The 18,825-nt window shown below is 60.6% G+C and carries 15 protein-coding genes; 11 read left to right on the top strand and 4 right to left on the bottom strand.

The genetic code is table 11. From position 1 onward, the window contains the following. Positions 1–72: 72 nt before the first annotated feature. The 6 genes from urtB (at position 73) to RHP75_RS17405 (ending at position 5,557) form a co-directional block, all read left to right on the top strand. A complete protein-coding gene (gene urtB, locus RHP75_RS17430) occupies positions 73–990 on the top strand; it encodes an urea ABC transporter permease subunit UrtB (protein WP_167354428.1) in 918 nt (305 codons plus the stop codon). Between the two features lie 11 nt (positions 991–1,001). Continuing rightward, positions 1,002–2,174 carry an urea ABC transporter permease subunit UrtC gene (gene urtC / locus RHP75_RS17425; protein WP_311089298.1) on the top strand — a complete coding sequence of 391 codons (1,173 nt, stop codon included), beginning with the start codon at positions 1,002–1,004 and terminating at the stop codon, positions 2,172–2,174. Continuing rightward, positions 2,171–2,932 (top strand): urea ABC transporter ATP-binding protein UrtD, encoded by a 762-nt coding sequence (gene urtD, locus RHP75_RS17420; RefSeq protein ID WP_311089297.1) that lies wholly within the window; start codon positions 2,171–2,173, stop codon positions 2,930–2,932. The genes urtC and urtD overlap by 4 nt, the downstream gene beginning before the upstream one ends. A 67-nt stretch (positions 2,933–2,999) precedes the next feature. Beyond that, complete coding sequence (urtE, locus tag RHP75_RS17415; RefSeq protein WP_311089296.1) at positions 3,000–3,689, top strand: urea ABC transporter ATP-binding subunit UrtE; 690 nt, start codon at positions 3,000–3,002, stop codon at positions 3,687–3,689. A 223-nt stretch (positions 3,690–3,912) separates the two neighbouring features. After that, a complete protein-coding gene (gene fmdA / locus RHP75_RS17410) occupies positions 3,913–5,142 on the top strand; it encodes a formamidase (RefSeq protein WP_311089295.1) in 1,230 nt (409 codons plus the stop codon). A 67-nt stretch (positions 5,143–5,209) separates the two neighbouring features. Further along, complete coding sequence (locus RHP75_RS17405; protein ID WP_160085513.1) at positions 5,210–5,557, top strand: zinc ribbon domain-containing protein; 348 nt, start codon at positions 5,210–5,212, stop codon at positions 5,555–5,557. 9 nt (positions 5,558–5,566) lie between these two features. On the opposite strand, the gene RHP75_RS17400 is transcribed toward RHP75_RS17405, so the two are convergent. From RHP75_RS17400 to RHP75_RS17390, 3 genes are all read right to left on the bottom strand, one after another. Beyond that, positions 5,567–6,352 (bottom strand): TatD family hydrolase, encoded by a 786-nt coding sequence (locus RHP75_RS17400; RefSeq protein WP_311089294.1) that lies wholly within the window; start codon positions 6,350–6,352, stop codon positions 5,567–5,569. A gap of 4 nt (positions 6,353–6,356) precedes the next feature. Further along, the gene (locus RHP75_RS17395) at positions 6,357–6,680 is read right to left on the bottom strand and encodes a hypothetical protein (protein WP_311089293.1); all 324 of its coding nucleotides are present in this window, start codon (positions 6,678–6,680) and stop codon (positions 6,357–6,359) included. Between the two features lie 118 nt (positions 6,681–6,798). Continuing rightward, the gene (locus tag RHP75_RS17390) at positions 6,799–8,382 is read right to left on the bottom strand and encodes a peptide chain release factor 3 (RefSeq protein WP_311089292.1); all 1,584 of its coding nucleotides are present in this window, start codon (positions 8,380–8,382) and stop codon (positions 6,799–6,801) included. Positions 8,383–8,859: 477 nt separating this feature from the next. Between RHP75_RS17390 and RHP75_RS17385 the strand changes: the two genes are divergently transcribed. The 5 genes from RHP75_RS17385 to RHP75_RS17365 all read left to right on the top strand — a co-directional run bounded on the left by RHP75_RS17385 (position 8,860) and on the right by RHP75_RS17365 (position 16,924). Further along, a complete protein-coding gene (locus RHP75_RS17385) occupies positions 8,860–10,023 on the top strand; it encodes a type III PLP-dependent enzyme (protein WP_311089291.1) in 1,164 nt (387 codons plus the stop codon). 282 nt (positions 10,024–10,305) lie between these two features. Continuing rightward, a complete protein-coding gene (locus tag RHP75_RS17380) occupies positions 10,306–12,603 on the top strand; it encodes a TonB-dependent siderophore receptor (RefSeq protein WP_311089290.1) in 2,298 nt (765 codons plus the stop codon). Positions 12,604–12,817: 214 nt separating this feature from the next. After that, entirely contained in the window at positions 12,818–13,498 is a 681-nt protein-coding gene (locus RHP75_RS17375) for a Fe2+-dependent dioxygenase (protein WP_311089289.1), read from the top strand. 5 nt (positions 13,499–13,503) lie between these two features. Beyond that, on the top strand, positions 13,504–14,613 hold the full coding sequence (locus RHP75_RS17370; protein ID WP_409079745.1) for an alpha-hydroxy acid oxidase: 1,110 nt from the start codon (positions 13,504–13,506) through the stop codon (positions 14,611–14,613). A 100-nt stretch (positions 14,614–14,713) separates the two neighbouring features. Next, on the top strand, positions 14,714–16,924 hold the full coding sequence (locus tag RHP75_RS17365) for a TonB-dependent siderophore receptor (protein WP_311091979.1): 2,211 nt from the start codon (positions 14,714–14,716) through the stop codon (positions 16,922–16,924). A 325-nt stretch (positions 16,925–17,249) separates the two neighbouring features. Here RHP75_RS17365 and RHP75_RS17360 read toward each other — a convergent pair whose 3' ends face one another. Further along, entirely contained in the window at positions 17,250–18,800 is a 1,551-nt protein-coding gene (locus tag RHP75_RS17360; RefSeq protein WP_311089287.1) for a sulfite reductase subunit alpha, read from the bottom strand. Positions 18,801–18,825: the final 25 nt, after the last annotated feature.

The following is an 18,825-nucleotide window of genomic DNA, read 5'->3' as shown; positions in this document are numbered from 1 at the left end:
GCGTACCCGCAAGGGTGCGCCTGACGCCTTAAGGGCTGACGCGTTTCTTTCTTCCAGCTGGAGACCATCATCATGGAATGGCTATCGGAATTTGGTGCCATCGCGGCCATGCAGGGCTTCAACGGCTTGTCCGTTTTCTGCGTCTTGCTGCTGATGGCCCTGGGGCTGGCGATCATCTTCGGTCAGATGGGCGTGATCAATATGGCCCACGGTGAGTTCCTCACCATCGGTGCCTACACCACCTACGTGGTCTCGGTACTGACCGAGCAATACGCGCCGTTTTTCGGCCCGTACTATTTTTTTCTCGCCATCGTGCTGTCGTTTTTTATCGCCGGCGCGATTGGCTGGCTCGCCGAGTGGGCGATGATCAGCAAGCTCTACCAGCGCCCGCTGGACACCTTGCTGGCCACCTGGGGGTTGTCGCTGGTGATGCAGCAGGCGTTCCGCTCGATCTTCGGCGCGCGGGAAGTCAGCGCCACCTTGCCGGAATGGCTGATGGGCTCATGGAACCCTACCGAGGCCATCGATATTCCGCGTAACGGCCTGTTCGTCATGGGCCTCACCGTGCTGATGACCGGCATGATCTTCCTCATGCTCTACCGCTCGCGCTGGGGCTTGCAGGTGCGCGCCACGGTGCAGAACCGGGTGATGAGCCGCGCCGTGGGGATCAACACCAAGAAGGTCGACCGCATGACCTTTGCCCTCGGCTGTGGAGTGGCCGGTGTGGCGGGCGCGGCCTTTACCACCATCGGCTCGACCGGGCCGACCGCCGGTTCGCTGTACATCGTCGACACCTTCCTGGTGGTGGTCTTCGGCGGCGCGTCGAGCCTGCTCGGCACTATTGCCTCGGCCTTCAGCATTGCCCAGGCGCAGTCGCTGATGGAGTTCTTTATGAGCGGTTCGATGGCCAAGGTGTTCACCCTGTCGGCGGTGATCCTGATTCTGATGCTGCGTCCGCAAGGGCTGTTCTCCATCAAAGTGCGCAAGTAAGGAGCCGTCCCATGAACCCGACACTCGATAAGTTTCTTGGCGGCAAGCAGGGCGCGATTGGCCTGGCGGTGCTGGCCACATTGATCCTGGTGGTGTTCCCGCTGGCGCTGGATGCCTTTCGCCTGAACATGGTCGGCAAGTACCTGACCTACGCTTTTGTCGCCGTTGGCCTGGTGCTCTGCTGGGGCTACGGTGGCATTCTCAGCCTTGGCCAGGGCGTGTTCTTCGGCCTCGGCGGCTATTGCATGGCGATGTTTCTCAAGCTCGAAGCCAGCGACCCGGAAAGTACCAAGATCCAGTCCACCCCCGGTATTCCGGACTTTATGGACTGGAACCAGATCACCGAACTGCCGCTGCTCTGGCAGCCGTTCCACAGCTTTGGCTTCACCCTGCTGGCGGTGATTGCGGTGCCGGTGATCCTGGCGCTGGTAATCGGTGTGGCGATGTTCAAGCGCCGTGTCGGTGACGTGTACTTCTCCATCGTTACCCAGGCGATTGCGCTGATTCTCACCGTGCTGATCATCGGCCAGCAGGGCCTCACCGGTGGGGTCAACGGCATCACCGACCTGAAGACCCTGATGGGCTGGGATATCCGCGACGACAGCTCGAAGATGATCCTCTACTTCATCAACGCCTTCCTGTTGTTCGGCTGCATCCTGATCGGTCGCTTTATCCTCGCCTCCAAGCTCGGCCGCCTGCTGATGGCGATGCGCGACAAGGAGGAGCGGGTGCGCTTTTCCGGCTACGACGTGGCCAGCTTCAAGATCTTCGTGTTCTGCGTGGCAGCGGCATTTTCCGCCATCGGCGGGGCGATGTTCGCCTTGCAGGTGGGCTTTATGTCGCCGAGCTTCGTCGGCATCGTGCCGTCGATCGAGATGGTGATCTTTGCCGCCGTCGGCGGGCGTATGTCGCTGCTCGGCGCTGTCTACGGCGCCCTGCTGGTCAACTACGGCAAGACCTACTTTTCCGAAACCTTCCCCGAACTGTGGCTGTACCTGATGGGCGGCCTGTTTATCGCCGTGGTCATGTACTTCCCCAACGGCCTGGCCGGCCTGTGGGAAAGCCACGGACGCAAATGGCTGGGCAAGCTGGCTCGCAAACCTGCAGCGCCGGCCGCGCCAGCACCTGTTGCTGAGGCCCCGGTGGCCAGCAGCCAACCCCGTGAACTGGAGACCACCCCATGACTCAGCCAAGTGCATTTCAGATGCCCAAACCGGTGCTGGCCATCGAAGGCCTGACCGTGTCGTTCGATGGTTTCAAGGCGGTGGATGACCTCAATCTGTATATCGACCGCAACGAAGTGCGCGTGGTGATCGGCCCTAACGGCGCCGGCAAGACCACGGTTCTGGATCTGATCTGCGGCAAGACCAAGGCCACCGCCGGCAGCATCCAGTTCGAGAACCGTGAGCTGACCAAGATGCGCGAGTTCGACATCGTCCGCGCTGGCGTCGGGCGCAAGTTCCAGAACCCCTCGATCTACGAAAACCTCACGGTGTTCGAGAACCTGGAAATGTCCTACCCCAAGGGGCGCAAGGTGTTCGGCGCGCTGTTCTTCAAACGCACCGCCGAGGTGATTGCGCGGGTCGAGCAGATCGCGGCGGAAATCATGCTTACTGACAACCTCTACCTGCAGGCCGACTTGCTCTCCCACGGCCAGAAGCAGTGGCTGGAGATCGGCATGCTGCTGATGCAGGACCCTGCACTGCTGATGCTCGACGAGCCGGTGGCTGGTATGAGCGTCAACGAACGCATGCAGACCGCCGAACTGCTCAAGCGCATCAGCAAGGGCCGCTCGGTGCTGGTGATCGAGCACGACATGGAGTTCGTCAAAAGCATCGCGCACAAGGTCACCGTGCTGCACCAGGGCAAGGTGCTGGCCGAAGGCAGCATGGAGGCGGTGCAGAGCAACCCGAAAGTGATTGAGGTGTACCTGGGGCATTGAGTGGCTTCACGCATCTATCAGCGCTAGCCCGGATGGCATCCGGGTCACGTTCAACAAGGAGTTTTCCATGTTCCAGATCAGCAACCTCGCCTCCGGCTATGGCCAGAGTCAGATCCTCCATGACCTCAACCTGAATGTGGCCAAGCGCGAGATTGTCGCGGTGATGGGCCGTAACGGTATGGGCAAGACCACCCTGTTCAAAAGCCTGATGGGCGTGCTGCCGCAATGGGGCGGGCAGATCAGTGTCGACGGTTGCGACATTTCCAAGCTGGAGACTCATCAGCGAGTCGAGAGCGGCATCGCCTACGTGCCTCAGGGGCGGATGATCTTCCCCAGCATGACTGTATTGGAAAATATCCAGACTGGTTTGCCAGCCTCGGCCAAGGGCAGGGTGCCGGATGATCTCTATGCACTGTTTCCGGTGCTGCAGGAGATGCGCCACCGTAAAGGAGGCAACCTTTCTGGCGGTCAGCAACAGCAACTGGCCATCGCCCGCGCACTGGCGACCAACCCCAAGGTGCTGCTGCTGGATGAGCCGACCGAGGGCATCCAACCGTCGATCATCAAGGACATCGCCCGCACCCTGAAGGAGATTCGCAACCTGCGTGACCTGACCATAGTGGTGTCCGAGCAGGTGCTGTCGTTCACCATGGAAATCGCCGACCGCTTCCTGGTGATCGAGAAGGGTAAGTTCGTGGTTGAGGAGACTCGCGACAAGGTCGACGAGACGACTATCAGCCGTTACCTGTCGGTCTGAAGGCTCACCCGCAGTAGCTCAAATTTCAAGCTTTGCGGCTGGCGTGTTCTCCATGCGCTGGCCGCTTTTTCGTGGCTAATAAAAAGTGCTGAAAAGCCTCGCCATTACCAGTGTCGGGCATACGTCATCCGACGTATTTGCGGTTTTTCGCCGCCGTTCAAGACTAGCTCCGTACCCCGGCGCCGTGGCGCCAAGTCCCCTCAATGGTCCCAGGAGCTTTGTCATGACCGAAACGCTGATCAAGGTCGACCTCAACCAGCCCGCCACCGAAAACGAGCAGATCCACAACCGCTGGCACCCGGATATTCCGATGGCATGCTGGGTCAAGCCGGGTGACGATTTCATTCTCGAAACCTATGACTGGACCGCCGGTGCGATCAAGAACAACAACGACGCCAGCGATGTGCGCGATGTGGACTTGTCCACCGTGCATTACCTGTCCGGCCCGGTAGGTGTGCACGGCGCCGAGCCTGGCGACCTGCTGGTGGTCGACCTGCTCGACATTGGCGCCATGCCCGACTCGCAGTGGGGCTTCAACGGCTTCTTCTCGCGGCAGAACGGCGGTGGTTTCCTTACCGATCACTTCCCGATGGCGCAGAAGGCCATCTGGGACTTCAAGGGCATGTTCACCAGCAGCCGGCACATTCCCGGGGTTAACTTCGCCGGGTTGATTCATCCCGGCCTGATTGGCTGCCTGCCGGATCACAAGATGCTCGCCGACTGGAACAAGCGCGAGCAGGAACTGATCGACACCGACCCGCACCGCGTGCCCGCCTTGGCCAACCCGCCGATGGCGCCGACTGCACATATGGGCAAGATGAAGGGTGAGGCCCGCGACCTGGCCGCGTTGACCGGCGCACGCACCGTGCCGCCGCGTGAGCATGGCGGTAACTGCGACATCAAGGACCTGTCGCGCGGCTCGAAGATTTTCTTCCCGGTGTATGTGAATGGCGCAGGGTTGTCGGTGGGCGATCTGCACTTCAGCCAGGGCGACGGTGAGATCACCTTCTGCGGCGCCATCGAGATGGCCGGCTGGGTGCATATGAAGGTCGAGCTGATCAAAGGCGGCATGGCCAAGTACGGGATCAAGAACCCGGTGTTCAAGCCGAGCCCGATCACCCCGAACTACAAGAACTACCTGATCTTCGAAGGCATCTCGGTGGACGAGGCCGGCAAGCAGCACTACCTGGACGTCAATATCGCCTACAAACAGGCCTGTCTGAATGCCATCAACTACCTGACCAAGTTCGGCTACTCACCGGCCCAAGGGTATGCGCTGCTCGGCTCGGCGCCGGTGCAGGGGCATATCAGCGGTATCGTCGATGTGCCCAACGCCTGCGCCACCCTGTGGCTGCCGACGGAGATCTTCGAGTTCGATATCAACCCTAACGCCAACGGCCCGACCAAGTTCCTCGATGGCAGCATCGACCTGCCCATCGCCCCGGACAAGTAACCCGATGACCCCTCTCCCGCATACGGGAGAGGGTGGTTGCTTTGCCACGATGAAGAGGAACAACGCGATGCCGATTTACGAATACGACTGCACTGATTGCGGTGATTTTACCCAGCTACGGCCAATGGCCGAGCGTGACCAGCCCTGCAGCTGCCCTTGGTGTGGCGGTGCCAGCGCGCGGGTAATTCTCAGCGCGCCGAGCCTGGCCACCATGTCCGGCAGCCAGCGCCGTGCGATTGCGGCCAACGAACGCAGTGCCAATGCGCCACAAACGGTTGAGGAGTACGCGCAGAGCCGCAAGCACCCGAAAGGTTGTGGTTGCTGCACACCGAACAAACCGCTGGCGCCAACCAAGGCCAACCCCCATGCGCTAAAGACCAAACCCAGTGCCCGGCCTTGGATGATCAGTCACTGAGGCTTCTGCTCAGGCAGGCGCCCAGCCAAACAACTCTGCGGCGTTACGGCTGCTGGCGCTGGCTAGCTCTTCGGCACTGATGTCGCGTAGCTCGGCCAGGGCCGCGCAGATATCCGGCAGGTATTCCGGGCTATTGCGCTGGTTGGGGTGCATGGACGGCGCCATGTCGGGTGAATCGGTTTCCAGCACGATGGCCTCCAGCGGCAGTTGCGCCACCACCTTGCGCAGACGCAGTGCCTGCGGCCAGGTGGGGGCGCCGCCGAGGCCGAGTTTGAAGCCAAGCTTGAGGTATTCGCGGGCTTCTTCAGTGCTGCCGGCGAAGGCGTGGATAATTCCACCGCGTTTGGGTTTGTAGCGCTTGAGCGTGGCAATGGTCGCGGCATGGGCGCGGCGCACGTGCAGCAGGGCGGGCAGCTCGAATTCGCTGGCGAGTTTGAGCTGCGCCTCGAACAGCTGTTGCTGCCGATCGCGGTCCAGCTGCTCAAGAAAATAGTCCAAACCGAACTCGCCCACGGCGCAAAGCTTGGGGTGGCCGGCGCAGCGTGTCAGCCAGTCACGCAGTTCGCTCAGGTGTTCTGGCTGGTGTTCATCCAGGTACACCGGGTGCAAGCCGAAAGCCGCGTACAGGCTGTCTTCGGTCTGTGCCAGATCCCACACACGCTGCCAGTTGGCCTGATCCACACCCAGCACCACCAACCGCTCAATGCCACGGCTGCGGCAGCGGGTCAGCAGCTCGCTGCGATCGGCATCGAAGTCGGGGAAGTCCAGGTGGGTGTGGGTGTCGATCAGGTGCATGGCGTTAAGGTTGGCACGGTTTGCCAGAGAGCTGCAGGCGACGGGCTTCAGCCTCGCTTACACACGCGATGTCGTAGCCTTGGACGATTCGTGGAGATTTTCCACTGATGCTACTGGTGAAGCTGTCGATAAAACGCTGCGCTTTGTTCGCGTCGTCAAAGCGGCGAGCGGCCCCCTGGTTGGCGGAATAGCTGCCGTTACTCGACGCAAAGCATTGTGGGTTGCCCTCGCAAGTCAGCTCGACGAACCAGTAGGGTTGGCGGATTTCCACCCCGGCCAGGCTGTAGCTGGCGAGCAGGCTTAACGCAGTGAAGAGCATCGTGCGCATGGAGTTACTCCCTGTAGGTTGAGAAACCAGCCTAAGCCAGTGCCTTGTCCGTGGGAAGTGTGGCGTTCGATGTTGAGGCAAAAGCCGCGCATGCGTGCATACGCGGCTTCGCCAGGGGTTAGTGGTGTTCGCGCGTCGCGCGGAATTTCACGTCCGGCCAGCGCTCTTCCATCAGGCTCAGGTTGACCCGCGTCGGGGCCAGATAGGTGAGGTGGCCGCCGCCGTCCAGGGCGAGGTTTTCCACCGCCTTGTTGGAAAACTCTTCCAGCTTCTTTTTGTCGCTGCAGTCGATCCAGCGCGCGGACCACACGGTGATCGGCTCGTAGGCGCACTCGACCTTGTATTCCTCTTTCAAGCGGCTGGCGACCACGTCGAACTGCAGTACACCGACTGCGCCGAGGATGATGTCGTTGCTGCGTTCGGGGAAGAACACCTGGGTCGCGCCTTCTTCGGCCAGCTGCTGAAGGCCCTGGCGCAGTTGCTTGGATTTCAGCGGGTCTTTCAGACGTACGCGGCGGAACAGTTCCGGGGCGAAGTGCGGGATACCGGTGAAGCCCAGCGCTTCGCCTTCGGTGAAGGTGTCGCCGATCTGGATGGTTCCATGGTTGTGCAGGCCGATGATGTCGCCAGCATAGGCCTCGACCAGCATCTCGCGCTCGCTGGAGAAGAAGGTCAGGGCGTCGCCAATGCGCACATCCTTACCGGTGCGCACATGGCGCATTTTCATGCCCTGGCTGTACTTGCCGGAGCAGATGCGCATAAAGGCGATGCGGTCGCGGTGCTTAGGGTCCATGTTCGCCTGGATCTTGAACACGAAGCCTGAGAACTTCTCTTCCACAGGTTCCACGGTGCGCTCGTTGGCCACACGGGCTAGCGGCTTGGGTGCCCAGTCGACCACCGCATCCAGTACATGGTCGACGCCGAAGTTGCCCAGCGCGGTGCCGAAGAACACCGGGGTCAGTTGGCCGTTCATAAATTCGTCTTGGTCGAATTCGTGGCAGGCGCCCTGCACCAGCTCCAGTTGCTCGATAAAGCGTTCGTATTCATCGCCCAGGTGGGCGCGAGCTTCATCCGAGTCGAGATGCTGGATAATTTTGGTTTCGGTGCGCTCGTGGCCGTGACCGGCGGTGTAGACGATGATGTAGTCGCCTTTGAGGTGGTACACACCCTTGAAGTCGCGGTAGCAACCGATCGGCCAGGTGATTGGCGCGGCCTTGATCTTCAGTACTGCCTCGATCTCGTCGAGCAGCTCGATCGGGTCGCGGATATCACGGTCGAGCTTGTTGACGAAGCTGACGATCGGCGTGTCGCGCAGGCGGCATACATCCATCAGCGCAATGGTGCGTGGTTCAACGCCTTTACCGCCGTCGAGCACCATCAGCGCGCTGTCGACTGCGGTTAGGGTGCGGTAGGTGTCTTCCGAGAAGTCTTCGTGGCCTGGGGTGTCGAGCAGGTTGATCATGTGCTCGCGGTAGGGGAACTGCATCACCGAGGTGGTGATGGAGATGCCGCGTTGCTTTTCCATCTCCATCCAGTCGGATGTGGCGTGCCGGTCGGATTTACGCGACTTCACCGTACCGGCCACGGCAATCGCCTTGCCCATCAGCAGCAGCTTCTCGGTAATGGTGGTCTTACCGGCGTCGGGGTGAGAGATGATCGCGAATGTACGGCGTTTGCCGACTTCGGTGGCCTGGATGGTCATTGTGCGGGAACCCGTCGACTGAATAGTCGGTCTGTCAAAAAAGGCGGCGATTATAACGGTAAACGTCGGTCAGCGCGGCGACCTGTAGTCAGGGGACCAAACCATGGTTTTGCCGCGCTTTGTGCAGCATTCCTGACGTTTTGTTTTGAATATAAAACGATCAATCAATAAGGCGACAAAGGGGGTCAAAACCACGGCATTTTTTGATTGATCTCAGCCCCCCATGGCCCTAAAGTTCGCGCCCGAACGTCCATGCTGGCAACGATCCATCCGGCTCAAGTACTGACGACGAGAGACCCGTAGGGTACTCGGCGACATGCCTTGGGAAGTAGGCGAACCAAAGTGGGGAAACTGATCAGACGTTCGGCTCGCGTGGTTTAACCGCCGAGCATCCCTAAATGGTAGGCAAGTGACTGCTGCGCAGCGTTTGCCTGACTGAATGCGTTTTAACTGGTTCCGCCAACTGGAGTCCCAAGCATGTCGATCAAGGTCGAAGACTATTACGCACCCGCTACTTTTCAGCGCATGAAGGCGTTTGCCGACACCCAGGAAACCCCGTTTGTGCTGATCGATACCGCGATCATCAGCCAGGCCTATGATGACCTGCGCGCCGGTTTCGAATTCGCCAAGGTGTACTACGCGGTCAAGGCCAACCCGGCGGTCGAGATCATCGACCTGCTCAAGGAAAAAGGCTCCAGCTTCGACATCGCCTCGATCTACGAGCTGGATAAGGTGCTCAGCCGTGGCGTAACGCCCGACCGCATCAGCTACGGCAACACCATCAAGAAATCCAAGGATATTCGCTACTTCTTCGAGAAAGGCGTACGCCTGTTCGCCACCGACTCGGAAGCCGACCTGCGCAATATCGCCAAGGCTGCGCCGGGTGCGAAAGTCTATGTGCGCATCCTTACCGAAGGCTCGACCACGGCCGATTGGCCACTGTCGCGCAAGTTCGGCTGCCAGACCGACATGGCCATGGATCTGCTGATCCTTGCCCGTGATCTGGGCCTGGTGCCGTACGGCATCTCCTTCCACGTGGGCAGCCAGCAGCGCGACATCTCGGTATGGGATGCAGCGATTGCCAAGGTCAAGGTGATCTTCGAGCGCCTTAAAGAAGAAGACGGCATCGTCCTCAAGCTGATCAACATGGGCGGCGGCTTTCCGGCCAACTACATCACCCGCACCAACAGCCTGGAAACCTACGCCGAGGAAATCATCCGCTTCCTCAAGGAAGACTTCGGCGACGATCTGCCGGAGATCATCCTGGAGCCGGGCCGCTCGCTGATTGCCAATGCCGGCATCCTGGTCAGCGAAGTGGTGCTGGTTGCGCGCAAATCGCGCACCGCTGTCGAGCGCTGGGTGTATGTGGACGTGGGCAAGTTCAGCGGCCTGATCGAAACCATGGACGAGTCGATCAAGTTCCCGATCTGGACCGAGAAGAAAGGCGAAGTGGAAGAAGTGGTGATCGCTGGCCCAACCTGCGACAGCGCCGACATCATGTACGAGAACTACAAATACGGCCTGCCGCTCAATCTGGCTATCGGCGACCGCCTGTACTGGCTGTCTACCGGCGCCTACACCACCAGCTACAGCGCGGTGGAATTCAACGGCTTCCCGCCGCTGAAGTCGTTCTACCTGTAACGGTCGGCCTCGCGCTGGGCAAAAAGGCACGGGCTGATCCCGTGCCTTTTTTGTGCCCGCAACATTTTTCCCGCGCCTTAGATGCCAGCCAATACGCCGGCTTCAGTTGCTATTACTTGCGCTAGAGCCTTTGCGTCGTTCCGCTTGCGCTAGCTCGACCTCTGCTCGGCGGGGCAGGCTGACAATTTTGTTACAAAGGAGTTTCTGTAAACGAGATGTAAAGATTGATTGAGAGTGCTTACTAATTAGAATCGCGTCAGTTTTTAAGCCTGAGCGATTCTCATGAACAACTACGATAAAAAGCGCAGAAATCTCCCTCAACGCCGCCTGTTGGCCAGTGCCATTGGCTTTGCCATTGCTTCGTGCGCCAGCCACAGCATTGCCGCCGAAGCCGAGAAGACGCCGGTCGAGCTGGGCAGCGTTACGGTCAAAGGCCAGCAGGATGCCGGCTATAAGGTCGACAAGGCCTCCTCGCCGAAGCAGACCGCGCCACTGTTGGATACGCCGCAAACCTTCAGCGTGATCCCGGAAGCGCTGTTCAAGGAGCAGGGCGCACGCAACCTGACGGACGTGCTGAGCAACACGCCAGGTATTAGCTTCAATGCCGGGGAAAACGGCTTTGCCAGCGGCACCAACAATTTCAGCCTGCGTGGTTTCGACACCAGCGGCAGCATCTTTATCGACGGTGCGCGCGACAACGGCAGTTACACCCGCGACGTGTTCAACGTCGAGTCGGTTGAAGTGGCCAAGGGCCCTGCCGCCGATAACGGCCGTGGCGGTGCCGGCGGTTATATCAACCTGGTGACCAAGACCCCGACCCTGGAAGAGTTTATTGGCGGCGGCATCAGCTATGCCTTCGACCAGTACGACTCCGAAGCGCGCAAGCGCATGACCCTGGATACCAACCAGGTGATCAACGACAGCACCGCCGCGCGCCTCAACCTGCTGCTGGAAGACAGCGGCGTGGCCGGCCGCGAGCACGCGGAGAACAACAGCTGGGGCATCGCGCCGTCGGTGGCTTTTGGCCTGGGCACAGATACTCGGGCGATCTTCGCCTATGAGCATGTGCAGATGAACGATCGTCCGGACTGGGGCGTGTCCGGTTCCTCGGTCAAGGGGCTCAAGGCTGTCTATGATCCGTCTCTGTCGTCGGTGGATCGCGACAAGTTCTATGGCCTCAAATCCGATTATGACGACACCACCAGCGATGCCTTCCTGGCGCGTCTTGAGCACGATTTGTCCACTGGCCTGACCTTGAGCAACCAGACTCGCTGGGCGCGGGTTGACCGTGATGCGCGTTACACCGTGCCATTCCAGTTCCTGGGCGGTGATCAGCTGCGTACCGATACGCAGTTCTATGATCGGGTCAACACCAGCCTGTCCAACCAGACCAACCTGTCTGCGCAGTTCGCTACTGGTAGCCTGCAGCACAACCTGGCGACTGGTCTGGAGCTGACTCGTGAGAAATCCGAAGGCGCGACCTACGCTGCGATCAATCCGGGCAATGCGAATATCTTTGATCCGGATTACAACCGTGCGGGACCGGCCGCCGAGCGTGCTGCCGAGCGCAATGAGGTGACAGTCGATACGGTGGCTCTGTACCTGTACGACACCATCGAGCTGAACAAACAGTGGCAAGTCACCGGCGGCCTGCGCCTGGAGAACTACCAGGTCGATATCAGCAGCAAGACCGTTGCCGGCGCACCTGTAGGCCCGGATGGCTACGATGACACCGAGTTCACCGTGGCCGGCAAGCTGGGCCTGGTGTACAAGCCGGTAGAGTACGGCAGCATCTACGCCGCTTATGGCCGCTCGGTGCAGCCAGCAGGTTCTTTCCTGTCGAACGCTGACATTTCCCGCGTCGCGGGTCAGGCCATGCCAGGGCTGGTAGATGGCGCCGGTCCGGTCAAGGCCGACAGCTACGAGCTGGGTACCAAATGGGACTTCTTCGACAAGCGCCTCTCGACGGCTGCTGCGCTGTTCTACACCGTGAAAAAGGACGTGCCGATTACCGGGCGTGATGTCGGCCAGCCTGCGCCAGCCACCCTCAAGGGTTACGGCAAGCAGATCGTCAAAGGCCTGGAGCTAAGTGCCACAGGCAAGATTACTGACGACTGGAATGTGTTTGCCGGCATCGTCTTTATGGACAGCGAGCGCAAGCACAGCGCCTACCTGGACGACGTGCGCAAGCGTGCCAACGCTGGTGACTACGGCACGGTGGTGCGTACCAGTGGCGATGAGCTGGCCTTTACTCCGCGTGTGTCGGGTAGCCTGTGGACCACCTACCGTCTGCCGGTTGGCGTGACCATTGGGGCGGGTGCCAAGCATGTGGGTTCGTCCTATCTGGGCCGTCCGGACGATGCTGAACGCATTATCCCCAACGGCGCAGTGGGCAAGCTGCCGAGCTATACCACCTTCAATGCGATGGCGTCCTACGCGGTCAATCCAAACCTGGATGTGCGGGTCAATCTGGATAATCTGACCGATGAGGAATACGCCGTTTCCACCAACTGGAATGGTCGTCGCGCCATGCTCGGTGATCCACGTACCTTGACCCTGAGCACCGACTTCCGCTTCTAAGTTGCTCAGGCCGTAAAACGCGCCCCGGATGCCTTGGTATCCGGGGCGTTTTTTATGCTGTGTCCCAGCCGGTAGGCCAATGGCATCGGCTCAATTTATTGGGCTGGATCAACGGTCCCGGCGTGCGGCGCTGTCATAGTGCGCCTCAGCTATTTAGAATCATTTGCAGCTGATGGTTGCGGGCGCTCAGGGCGACCGGTGAGGAGAGCAAATCATGATGTTGAGCATTGCCGATGTGCTGACGCCCGAGCAGGTGCGTGAGTGCCGTCAGGCCTTTGAGCAGGCCAGTTGGCAGGATGGTCGGCTGACAGCGGGCCATCAGGCGGTCAAGGCCAAGGCTAATCAGCAATTGGCCCAGGATGACCCTTTGGCGGTACAGATTGGCGATTTTATTGTGCAGCGCCTGGGCAACCATCCGCAGTTTGTCTCGGCTGCTTTGCCGCTGAAAGTGTTGCCACCACGCTTTAACCGCTATACCGGTGGTGGCACCTATGGCAACCACATCGACAATGCGATTTTCAGTGTGCCGGGCACGCCGCATCGAGTGCGCAGTGACCTATCGGCCACGCTGTTTTTCAGTGATCCGGATGAGTACGAGGGCGGTGAGTTGGTGGTCGAGGACAGCTACGGCAGCCACAGCGTCAAGTTGTCGGCTGGGCATCTGGTGCTGTATCCCGGCAGCAGCCTGCACCGCGTCAACCCGGTAACCCGTGGTACGCGCTATGCGGCGTTCTTCTGGATTCAGAGCCTGGTGCGCGATGACACCCAGCGCAGCCTGTTGCTTGAGCTGGATCGGGCAGTGCAAGCGTTGACCCTTGAAGTGCCGGAGAGTGCCGAGCTGGCGCGTTTGACCGGGGTTTATCACAACCTGCTGCGCCAGTGGGCCAACACATGACTGATATGCCGCTGCCGAAACTGACGCAGATCCCGCCGAGCGTCGCTGCCGTGGCGGACTATGAGCCCCTCGCCCGCGAGCGCATGAGTGACCAGGCCTGGGCCTATATCGCCGGTGGTGCGGCTGATGAATTGACCCTGGCGGAGAATCAGGCGGCGTTTCAACGCATTCGTCTGCGCACGCGGGTGTTGGCCGATCTCAGCGGCGGCAACACCCATCTGCAGCTGTTTGGTCAGGCCTTTGCGCACCCGATTTTCCTCGCTCCGGTGGCGTATCAGCAGTTGGCGCATGTCGAGGGTGAGCTTGCTACGGTGCTGGCTGCGTCGGCCGTGCAGGCGGGCATGGTGCTGAGCACCCAGGCCAGCGTGTCCCTCGAAGCCGTGGCCGAGCAGGCGCATAGCCCGCTGTGGTTTCAGCTGTATATCCAGCCGGATCGAACCTTTACCGAAGCGTTAGTCAGGCGCGCCGAAGCGGCGGGTTATCAGGCGCTGGTGTTGACGGTGGATGCACCGGTGAATGGCATGCGCAACCGTGAACAGCGCGCGGGCTTTTCTCTGCCTGAGGGCATTGAGGCGGTCAATCTGCGTGGCATGCAGCCGTTGCATGAGAGTGCTCCGCCAAGCGGTGGTCTGCTACTTGGCGGTGCGTTATTGGCAGCAGCGCCTGGTTGGGCCGATGTGCACTGGCTGCGTTCGTTGACGCGTCTGCCGATCCTGCTCAAGGGCGTGATGACTGCCGAGGATGCGCAGTGCGCGGTGGCCGAAGGCGTCGATGGCATCATTGTCTCCAACCATGGCGGGCGAACGCTGGACGGCCAGCCGGCGACCATCGAGGTGCTGACGGAAATCGCCGCCGCGGTACAGGGGCGAGTGCCACTGCTGCTCGATGGCGGTATCCGGCGTGGTACGGATGTGTTCAAGGCCCTGGCTCTGGGCGCCGATGCTGTATTGGTCGGGCGGCCTTATGTCTATGGCCTAGCCACTGCCGGGGCGAGTGGGGTGGCGCATGTGGTGCAATTGCTGCGAGCTGAGCTGGAAGTGGCCATGGCGCTGACTGGCTGTCGTGACCTGGCCAGCATTGGTGACCATTGTCTGCTGGATAAAATCCTAGGCTGAGCGGAACTAAACACGAATAAAAGTGTAAACCGCTATTGATTGATATTGATTATCAAATAGAATCACGCCTCGTTTTGATCTGGGGGTGGTTCTCATGGGTATGGGCAAAAAAGCCGGCAACCTGCCGCAGCGTCGTCTTCTGGCTTCGGCCATTGGTCTGGTAATCGCGTCCTGGGCGGGCGCTGGTGTGGCCGCTGAACAAGCGCCGCAAAAGGCAAGGACGCCGGTTGAGCTGGGCAGCGTAACGGTCAAGGGCCAGCAGGCTGAAGACTACAAGACCGAGACCTCGTCCTCGGCCAAGTACGCTGTGCCACTGCTCGATACCCCGCAAACCATCACCGTGGTGCCGCAGGCGCTGCTCAAAGAGCAGAAAGCCCTGAGCATGAAAGAAGTGCTGGCCAACGTATCCGGCATCACCTTCAACGCCGGCGAAGGCGGTGGCGGCTCGGGCGACAGCATCAACATCCGTGGTTTCAGCGCCAACGCCAATATGCAGATCGACGGCCTGCGTGACAGCTCGCAGAACAACCGTACCGACACCTTCAATATCGAAGCTGTCGAAGTCATCAAAGGACCTAACTCGGTATTCGGTGGCTCCGGCACCACGGGCGGCAGCATCAACCAGGTCAGCAAACAGCCACTCCAGCGTGATTTCACCGAGATCGGCGCCAGCCTGGGCACTGACAACTACCACCGCCTGACCCTGGACTCCAACCAGACCCTGGAAGGCGTGGGCACCGGCAGTGCAGTGCGCCTTAACCTGATGGCGCACGAGAACGATGTGCCGGGGCGCGATGAGATCGACCGTCAGCGCTGGGGTATTGCGCCGTCGCTGCTGCTGGGTCTGAGTGACTCGACGCGTTTGACCCTCAGCTATCTGCACCAGAATGACGACAATATGCCGGACTACGGCGTGCCCGCCTTCGATGGCAAGCGCCTGGCGGGTGTTGATCGCGATGCTTATTTCGGCTGGAAGAACATCGACAAGGAAGAGATCCAGACGGATGCCTTCACCGTCAAATTCGAACACGACTTCAGTGACAGCCTGCGCCTGCAGAACCTCAGCCGTTACAGCCAGGTCAAGCGTGACACGGTCATTTCTGCGTCCCACGTCAACCTGGCCGTCGCCCCGGCAGGTCGCTATCGCCCGGCAGGCCCTCAGGGTTATGGCCGTGATGTGACCAGTGAAATGTGGATCAACCAGACCAACCTGACTGCGTATTTCGACACATTCGGCCTGGGTCACACCCTGGTTACTGGCGTTGAGGTTTCGCGTGAAGATTACGATCGCAACACCTACAACTATGGTTTGAGTTTCACTGGCAAGGACTACGATCTGGGCAATCCGCCAGGTCATTACGATGGCCCGACCAACAAAACGCGTACTGCAGAGACTTCTACTCAGCTGGAAAACGAAGCTATCTATGTGTTCGACACCATCGCCCTGAATGAGCAGTGGGATCTGAGCCTGGGCCTGCGTTATGACTGGATCAAGGGTGATTCGAAGAACGTAGCGCTGCCAGCGGGCACCGTCACGCGCCTGGATTCGCGCGACAAGGAACTCAGCGGCCGCGCTGGGGTGGTGTACAAGCCGGCTGAGAATGGCCGCATTTACCTGGCTTACGGCACCTCCTTCAACCCGGCCGCCGAAGCGCTGGCATCCACCGGTGCGCTGAACGCCGCTGCTGCCGAGCTGGACCCAGAAGAGAACGAAACCTGGGAGTTGGGCACCAAGTGGGAGCTGCTCAACAGCCGCTTGCAGCTCGATGCCGCAGTGTTCCGCGTGGAGAAGACCAATGCACGCGAAACCATGGTTGATGGCTCTACCCAGCTGGCCGGTGAACAGCGTGTGCAGGGCGTTGAGTTTGGTGTGACCGGTCGTATCACCGATCAGTGGAACGTCTACGCCAACTACACCTTCCTCGACAGCGAAACCCTCAAGGCCGCAGACACTGCTGCCGGTATCGCCCGTGAAGGTCAGGCGCTGGGCAACACCCCGCCACGCTCGTTCAACCTGTGGACCACCTACGAGCTGCCTGCCGGCTGGCGCGTCGGCTACGGCGCGCGTTACGCCAGCGAGCGCAACGTGACCTCCAGCGATAACGCCAAGCTGGATGCCTACTGGGTGCACAACGCCATGCTCGGCTACAAGGTCAACAAGGAACTCGACCTGCAGCTGAATATGAACAACCTGTTCGACAAGGACTATGTGCAGAGCGTGCGCCAGAACGTTGGCCTCAATACCCGTTCTTCGGCTATCGAATACGGTGATGCCCGTTCGGCAGTGCTGTCGGCTACTTATAGCTTCTAAGCCTGCATGTGCTGTTACCGCCAGGTCTGCTGGCAGGTGACAGCCATAGCCCCCACTCGAAACCCCGGCCGCTGCCTGCAGTGACCGGGGTTTTGTTTTATGCGGTTATTCAAAGGCTACGCGGGAGGCTGAAACGCTGGCGGTGGGTCTGGCGAACGCATCGTGGCCAAGGCTTGCTTCTACAGGGCAGTGCTACCTGCGCTGCTGGCATCGGCATAAGGCTATGAGTCGCGGTGTAAGCAATTGCCCTGTAACTCAGGGTAGGGATGCTCACCAGATTGCATTGGGTTTGAGCGTGTGGCTATGCCAGTCGAGCAGGTTGCTGTCAGTACAAATCACGCCGATAACGACCACTCTGGCTGAGCTGTTCCAACGGTTCATCACCCAGCAACTGGCGCAAGCAAGCGTCGACATCGCGGCCCATGCCGTCGAGGCTACCGCACAGGTAAATGGCGGCACCGTCGGCCAGCCAGGCGTGCAAGGTGCTGGCGGCCTCGCGCAGGGCATCCTGCACATAGCGCTGCGGATTGCCGTCGCGGGAATAAGTGAGGTCGAGGCGTGCGAGGTGACCGCTGTGTTGCCAGGCGCGTAGCTCGTCGATCAGCAGGGCGTCGTGGGCGGCGTGGCGTTCGCCAAACAGCAGCCAGTTGCGTGAGTGTGGATTGGCTGCGCGCTCCTGCAGGTGCGCGCGCAGGCCGGCGAGGCCGCTGCCGCTGCCGAGCAGAATCAGCGGTATGGCGGAGTCCGGGCCATGAAAACCGGGGTTGCGGCGGATACGTAGGTCGATCTGGCTGCCAATGTCGGCATGCCGGCACAGCCAGCCGGAGCCCAGTCCAGGGCTGCCGTCAGCCTGGTGCTGCAGGCGTACCAGTAGATCGAGGCTGCCACTGCTGCGGCATGAGGCAATTGAATATTCGCGGTGTGGCAGGGGCGTCAGTGTGGCAAGCCACTGCGCGATGTCGCCGTCATCCGGCCGGTTTGTCGGTAGGTGGCGATGGCTCAGGGCATCGCTCAGCAGTTGGCCATCCGCTAAGCGCTGTTGCGGATCAAGGCCGAGTTGCTGCAGGCAGGCATTGATGCGCTGCAGGGCATGCCGTGGGCCGACTTCGACAATATCGCCGGCGCGCCACTCGACGTCCTCGCTGCTGCTCAGGCGCAGTTGGAAGATCGGGGCGCCAATGCTGTCAGGGTTGAGGCAGTGGCGCTGCGTCAGTTGCCAGGGGCGATAGTGCGCGGGCTGCCAGTCGACAAAATCGCTGTTGCCGCAGAGGTGACCAAGCTGTTGCTGCCAGTGGCGCAGGGTACCGGCATCTAGGTTGTCGACGCACAGCAGGTCGAACAGCGGCTGCGCCTTGAGCGCGTGCAGGCGCTGCTGCAGGCGTTGGCCGAAGGCGCAGAACTGCGGGTAGCTGCTGTCACCCAGGGCCAGGATGGCGAAGTGCAGTTGCGGCAGCGGTTGTTGAGCATGCAGGGCACGCTCAAAGTGTGCGGCGTTATCGGGTGCCTCACCGTCACCGTAGGTGCTGACGACCAGAAGCAGACGCTCAAGCGTTGCCAGCCGTGTGCTGTCCAGTTGGTTGAGGGCGATACAACGTGCCGGTGTGCCGCTGGCGAGCAGTTGCGCGCAGCTGCGCTCGGCCAGTTGCTGCGCCTGGCCGCCTTGGCTGGCGTAGGCAATCAGCAGTTCGCCGGCCTGGCCGGATGGAATACGGCGCTGCGGCCAGCAGTAGTGCAGGCACAGCGCGAGATAGGTGAGGCTGATCAGCCCCGCGCTGAGTTCGCGCGCTGGTTGCAGCCAGAACAACAGACCGGTCAGCAGCAGGCAGGTCGGCAGGGGCCAGTGGCGCAGGGCGTGAAGTCGCGGGGCGGTGATCAAGTCGAGTCGTCAGCTAAGAGGTGGG

The organism is Pseudomonas sp. SG20056, assembly GCF_031764535.1.
Taxonomy (GTDB): Bacteria; Pseudomonadota; Gammaproteobacteria; order Pseudomonadales; family Pseudomonadaceae; genus Aquipseudomonas.
This window is presented reverse-complemented; position numbering and strand designations above follow the sequence as displayed.

Coding starts and splice junctions, on each gene's coding strand:
- fmdA (WP_311089295.1), top strand. CDS start 3,913: ATGACCGAAACGCTGATCAAGGTCGACCTCAACCAGCCCGCCACCGAA.
- RHP75_RS17400 (WP_311089294.1), bottom strand. CDS start 6,352: ATGCACCTGATCGACACCCACACCCACCTGGACTTCCCCGACTTCGAT.
- RHP75_RS17405 (WP_160085513.1), top strand. CDS start 5,210: ATGCCGATTTACGAATACGACTGCACTGATTGCGGTGATTTTACCCAG.
- RHP75_RS17390 (WP_311089292.1), bottom strand. CDS start 8,382: ATGACCATCCAGGCCACCGAAGTCGGCAAACGCCGTACATTCGCGATC.
- urtB (WP_167354428.1), top strand. CDS start 73: ATGGAATGGCTATCGGAATTTGGTGCCATCGCGGCCATGCAGGGCTTC.
- urtC (WP_311089298.1), top strand. CDS start 1,002: ATGAACCCGACACTCGATAAGTTTCTTGGCGGCAAGCAGGGCGCGATT.
- urtD (WP_311089297.1), top strand. CDS start 2,171: ATGACTCAGCCAAGTGCATTTCAGATGCCCAAACCGGTGCTGGCCATC.
- RHP75_RS17395 (WP_311089293.1), bottom strand. CDS start 6,680: ATGCGCACGATGCTCTTCACTGCGTTAAGCCTGCTCGCCAGCTACAGC.
- RHP75_RS17380 (WP_311089290.1), top strand. CDS start 10,306: ATGAACAACTACGATAAAAAGCGCAGAAATCTCCCTCAACGCCGCCTG.
- RHP75_RS17385 (WP_311089291.1), top strand. CDS start 8,860: ATGTCGATCAAGGTCGAAGACTATTACGCACCCGCTACTTTTCAGCGC.
- RHP75_RS17370 (WP_409079745.1), top strand. CDS start 13,504: ATGCCGCTGCCGAAACTGACGCAGATCCCGCCGAGCGTCGCTGCCGTG.
- RHP75_RS17375 (WP_311089289.1), top strand. CDS start 12,818: ATGATGTTGAGCATTGCCGATGTGCTGACGCCCGAGCAGGTGCGTGAG.
- RHP75_RS17365 (WP_311091979.1), top strand. CDS start 14,714: ATGGGCAAAAAAGCCGGCAACCTGCCGCAGCGTCGTCTTCTGGCTTCG.
- urtE (WP_311089296.1), top strand. CDS start 3,000: ATGTTCCAGATCAGCAACCTCGCCTCCGGCTATGGCCAGAGTCAGATC.